This window comes from Azospirillum sp., from assembly GCF_035627195.1.
Classification (GTDB): domain Bacteria; phylum Pseudomonadota; class Alphaproteobacteria; order Azospirillales; family Azospirillaceae; genus Azospirillum.
In genome coordinates, this window is sequence record NZ_DASPMG010000399.1 from 1 (window position 1) to 5,201 (window position 5,201).

4 protein-coding genes are annotated in these 5,201 nt (G+C 69.1%); all 4 read left to right on the plus strand.

Annotated features, from left to right (window positions below):
* Positions 1-181 (plus strand): hypothetical protein (locus VED21_RS34230; RefSeq protein ID WP_324890397.1); only part of this gene is annotated, 181 nt, incomplete at its 5' end.
* Positions 182-450: 269 nt separating this feature from the next.
* On the plus strand, positions 451-1,428 hold the full coding sequence (locus VED21_RS34235; protein ID WP_324890398.1) for a helix-turn-helix domain-containing protein: 978 nt from the start codon (positions 451-453) through the stop codon (positions 1,426-1,428).
* Positions 1,429-2,011: 583 nt separating this feature from the next.
* Positions 2,012-3,151 carry a thiolase family protein gene (locus VED21_RS34240; RefSeq protein ID WP_324890399.1) on the plus strand — a complete coding sequence of 380 codons (1,140 nt, stop codon included), beginning with the start codon at positions 2,012-2,014 and terminating at the stop codon, positions 3,149-3,151.
* A 17-nt stretch (positions 3,152-3,168) separates the two neighbouring features.
* The coding region (locus VED21_RS34245; protein ID WP_324890400.1) for a 3-hydroxyacyl-CoA dehydrogenase/enoyl-CoA hydratase family protein at positions 3,169-5,201 on the plus strand (2,033 nt) is incomplete at its 3' end.

A 5,201-nucleotide genomic window follows, 5' to 3' on the forward strand; every position in this document is an offset into this window, starting at 1 on the left:
CGGCGCGCGCGTGTTTCACGTTCCCCATGGCACCTCTCCGATTCTTGGTTCGCAGGATTCTTCTTTCGGGCTGCATCGCTGCAGCTTGCGGCGACTGTACGGGGACGGCCAGCCCGCGAACTATCCGGAATGCGAACGCGCCGGGCGAAGTGATGATGAAATTGCCGCGCCGATCCCGTGATGTGCGTCGGGAATGCCGTGTAATACGGCAAAGCTGAATTTTTGTGCAGCGCAACAAAGCGAGGTGAAGTGCGGCCGGCACGCCCGAATGCTGCCGGGGCGTGCTCGCTTCCTGGGCACCAGATCATCCATTTCCGGCCCGTGAGGCTTTCCTCACCACGACTATCCGATTTGCGAAATGGATTTGGATACGACTTATTTTTGATTGACACCAGTATGCATTGCCGCCCAACAATTTCATGCGAACGGATGTCATACGGGAGAGGGGCGGTGGTCTACGCGGAGCCGGTGCGGCTGCAAACCGAGGTCACGCACGACGTGTGCGACCAGGAGCACGCGCTGCCCGGCTGGACCCAGGATTACCGGCAGCTCGCCCCCGGCCGCTTCGTCGGCGAGGTGTCGGGGATGGCGGCGCGCGGCATGCGGCTGTTCCGCGAGGTGACGAACCTACGCCTGCAGCAGTACACGGCACCGCCGCCGGGCACCATCGCGCTGGGCCTGCCGCTGCCGGGGTCGGAGCCGTCGCGCTTCGAAGGCAAGGCGGTGGGGGAGGGGGACATCATGCTGTTCTCCGACTCCACGCCGACGGAGTTCCTGTGCTCCGGCCTGATGAACGTGGTCGCCGTCACCGTCGAGTGCGACTTCCTGCGCGACATGAAGCTGGTCCTGCCGGACCTGGGGGAGTTGCGCGGCAACGGCGCCTTCTTCTCGCCGCTGGCGGTGGAGCTGCGCAGCTGGCTGTACTGGCTGATGGACGACCTGTCGCGCGACGACGGGCAGCGCGCCGACCCCCGCCGCAACGGCGTCTTCCAGCTGGCCATCTGGGACCGCTGCGTGCTGGCGCTGGAGGCGATGCTGGCGCACAGGCGCGACGGCGGGCGGGGGCTGGTGCCGTCGCAGCGGCACGCGCTGGTCAACCGCGTGCGCGAATACGTGCGCGCGCACCCGGACGACATCATGTCGGTGGCGCAGATCGCCCAGGCGCTGGGCGTCAGCACGCGGATGCTGGAGTACTGCTTCGCCGACGTGGTGGGCATCTCGCCCAACGCGTACCTGCGCATGATCCGCCTGAACGCGGCGCGGCGCGAGCTGCTGGCGGCCGACCCGCGCGCCACCACGGTGGCGGAGGTGGCGATGAACCACGGCTTCTGGCACCTGGGCCGGTTCTCCACCTACTACAACCAGATGTTCGGCGAGAAGCCGTCGGACACCCTGCGCCAGACCGGCCGCCTGCGCGGGCCGGCGTGATCATCCCCCTTTGATTCGTGCCTGACCCCTTTGATTCGCGCCTGATGTTGGGTTTGCGCCTGCGGCTGAACCCAACCTACGTGGGGCGTTCCCGTAGGTTGGGTTTGCGCAGCGCAAACCCAACGCCGCACGCCATACGCTCGCGTATGTAACTTTATGAAGCGAAGTGTCGATTTAACATGTTGACGCTTACGTCATGTCTGCGTATCGTCTGCCTCGCTGAAGGCTGAAGCCGACGGCATCCCGGCACGCAGAGGCCGGGCACAAGGAACAAGCGCGCGGCCATGCATCGCGCGCGGCGGACGAGACACAGGGGGAAGCGATGAATCACGTGGCGACCGGACACGCCGGCCATTCCCGCAGCACCGGCGCAGGACGCCGGAGCGCGGCCGGGGCGGCCTGACCGGACCTTCCCGAACCATCGCGCGGCCGATGAACCGGCGGGCTGGGTGTTCCCGGCCCGCGACGGGCACGGCTGATCTGACCTTTACGTAAACGGAATGGCGCAAGCGGGAATGCTGGCGCCAAACGCCCACTCTTTGCCGCGCCACGCGCCGGACTCGCAGGTAGGAGCCCAGGAACCATGAGCAACGCTGTCATCGTCGGCTACGCCCGTTCGCCGTTCACCATCGCCAACAAGGGCGACCTGATCCGGGTGCGTCCGGACGATCTGGCCGCCCAGGTCGTGCGCGGCCTTCTGGACAAGACGCGGATCGACGCCGACGCGATCGAGGACCTGATCCTCGGCTGCGCCTTTCCGGAGGGCGAGCAGGGCTTCAACGTCGCGCGCCTCGTGGGCATGATCGCCGGGCTGCCGCGCAGCGTGGCCGGCACCACCGTCAACCGCTGGTGCGGGTCGTCGATGCAGGCGGTGCACATGGCGGCCGGCGCCATCCAGCTGGGGTCCGGGCAGGCCTTCATCGCCGCGGGCGTGGAGAGCATGACCCGCGTGCCGATGATGGGCTTCAACCCGATGCCCAACCCGGCGCTGGCCGAGAAGGACCCCGGCGCCTACATGGCGATGGGCGTCACCGCCGAGAACCTCGCCAACAAGTACGGCATCGCGCGGGCCGAGCAGGAGGCGTTCGCCGTCCGCTCCCACCAGAAGGCGGCGGCGGCGCAGGCGGCCGGCCGCTTCGACGACGAGATCGTGGCGATCCGCACGCCGGAGGGCGCCCTGGTGGTGCGCGACGGCGGTATACGGCCGGAGGCCAGTGTGGACTCCCTGGCGACGCTGAAGCCCGCCTTCAACGCGCAGGGCAGCGTCACCGCCGGCACGTCCTCCCCCCTCACCGACGGCGCCTCGGCCACGCTGGTGGTGAGCGAGGAGTTCGCCCGCGCGCACGGGCTGAAGATCCTGGCGCGCATCCGCTCCACCGCCGTCGCCGGCTGCGACCCGACCATCATGGGCATCGGCCCGGTGCCGGCCAGCCGCAAGGCGCTGCAGCGCGCGGGCATCGACGTGAAGGACCTGTCGGTCATCGAGAGCAACGAGGCCTTCGCCGTGCAGGCGCTGTCCGTGGCGCGCGAGCTGGGCTTCGACGAGGCCAGGGTGAACCTGGACGGCGGTGCGCTGGCGCTCGGCCACCCGCTGGGCGCCACGGGGGCTCGCATCACCGGCAAGGCGGCGGCGCTGCTGAAGCGCGAGGGCGGCGAGTTCGCGCTGGCCACCCAGTGCATCGGCGGCGGCCAGGGCATCGCCACCGTCCTGGAAGCGGTGTGAGCGGGGAGCACCGGACCATGGAGATCAAGAGCGCAGCCGTCATCGGCTCCGGCGTCATGGGGGCGGGCATCGCCGCCCACATCGCCAACGCGGGCGTGCCCGTCCTGCTGCTGGACATCGTCCCGCAGGGCGCGGAGGACCGCAATGTGGTCGCCAAGGGCGCCATCGACCGCCTGCTGAAGGCGGAGCCGGCGGCCTTCATGCACAAGAAGAACGCCAAGCTGGTCACACCCGGCAACATCGAGGACGACCTGGGCAAGCTGGCCGGCGTCGACTGGATCATCGAGGCGGTCGTCGAGAACCCGGCGGTGAAGTCGGACCTGTACGGGAAGGTGGACGCGGTCCGCAAGGCGGGCTCCATCGTCTCCTCCAACACCTCGACCATCCCTTTGAAGAATCTGGTGGAGGGGCAGAGCGAGGCGTTCAAGCGCGATTTCCTGGTCACCCACTTCTTCAACCCGCCGCGCTACATGCGCCTCTTGGAGGTGGTGGCAGGCGAGCACACCGGTGCGGATGTGGTGGAGGCGGTGTCGCGCTTCGCCGACGTGCGGCTGGGCAAGGGTGTCGTGCCGTGCAAGGACCGGCCGGGCTTCATCGCCAACCGCATCGGCACCTTCTGGATCCAGAGTGCGGTCAACGCCGCCATGGACCTGGGCCTGACGGTGGAGGAGGCGGACGCCGTGGGCGGCAAGCCCATGGGCATCCCGAAGACCGGCGTGTTCGGCCTGATCGACCTCGTCGGGCTGGACCTGATGCCGTACATCGCCAAGTCGCTGCTGGCCACGCTGCCCCCCGACGACGCCTACCGCGCCCTGCACCGCGAGCCGGAGCTGTTCCGCCGCATGATCGCCGAGGGCTACACGGGGCGGAAGGGCAAGGGCGGCTTCTACCGCGTCAACAAGGCGGGCGGCGGCCGGGTGAAGGAGGCCATGGACCTCGTCACCGGCGAATACCGCAAGACCGTCCGGGCGCAGCTGGACAGCGTGAACGCGGCCAAGGCTGGCCTGCCGGCGCTGGTGCAGCATGAGGACAAGGGCGGGCGCTACGCGCGGCGCGTGCTGCTGGAGACGCTGTCCTACGCCGCAAGCCTGGTGCCGGAGATCGCCGGCGACATCGTCGCCGTCGATGAGGCGATGCGCCTCGGCTACAACTGGAAGTTCGGCCCGTTCGAGCTGATCGACAAGCTGGGCGCCCAGTGGCTGGCCGACGCCCTGGCCGCCGACGGGCACGCGGTGCCGGCCCTGGTGCGCGCGGCGGCCGGGCGCACCTTCTACCGCGTGGACGGCGGCAAGCTGCAGTACCTGACCGTGGACGGCGATTACGCCGACGTGGTGCGGCCCGACGGCGTGCTGCTGCTGTCCGACGTCAAGCGGGCGACGAAGCCGGTCGCCAAGAACGGCTCGGCCGCGCTGTGGGACATCGGCGACGGCGTGCTGTGCCTGGAGTTCACCTCCAAGATGAACGCGCTGGACGACCAGATCATGGCGCTGGCGCAGCGCGCCGTTTCGCTGATCGGCGACGGAAAGGGCCAGTGGAAGGCGCTGGTCGTCCACAACGAGGCGGACAACTTCTCCGTCGGCGCCAACCTGGGCCTCGCGCTGTTCGCGCTCAACATCGCGCTGTGGTCCGAGATCGAGACGATGGCGGAGCGCGGGCAGCAGACCTACAAGGCGCTGAAGTTCGCGCCCTTCCCGGTGGTGGGTGCGCCGAGCGGCATGGCGCTGGGTGGCGGGTGCGAGATCCTGCTGCACTGCGGCCACGTGCAGGCGCACGCCGAAACCTACATGGGGCTGGTCGAAGTCGGCGTCGGCCTGATCCCCGGCTGGGGCGGCTGCAAGGAGCTGCTGATCCGCCACATGACCGACGCCAAGCGGCCGGGCGGCCCGATGCCGGCCATCGGCGCGGCGTTCGAGACGATCTCGACGGCCAAGGTCGCCAAGTCGGCCATGGAGGCGCGCGACCTGAAGTTCCTGCGCGCCACCGACGGCATCACCATGAACCGCGACCGCCTGCTGGCCGATGCCAAGGCCAAGGCGCTGGAGCTGGCCGC

What these genes read in the sequence shown, in the direction of transcription:
- VED21_RS34240 (WP_324890399.1), top strand. Translation starts at nt 2,012, where the DNA reads ATGAGCAACGCTGTCATCGTCGGCTACGCCCGTTCGCCGTTCACCATC.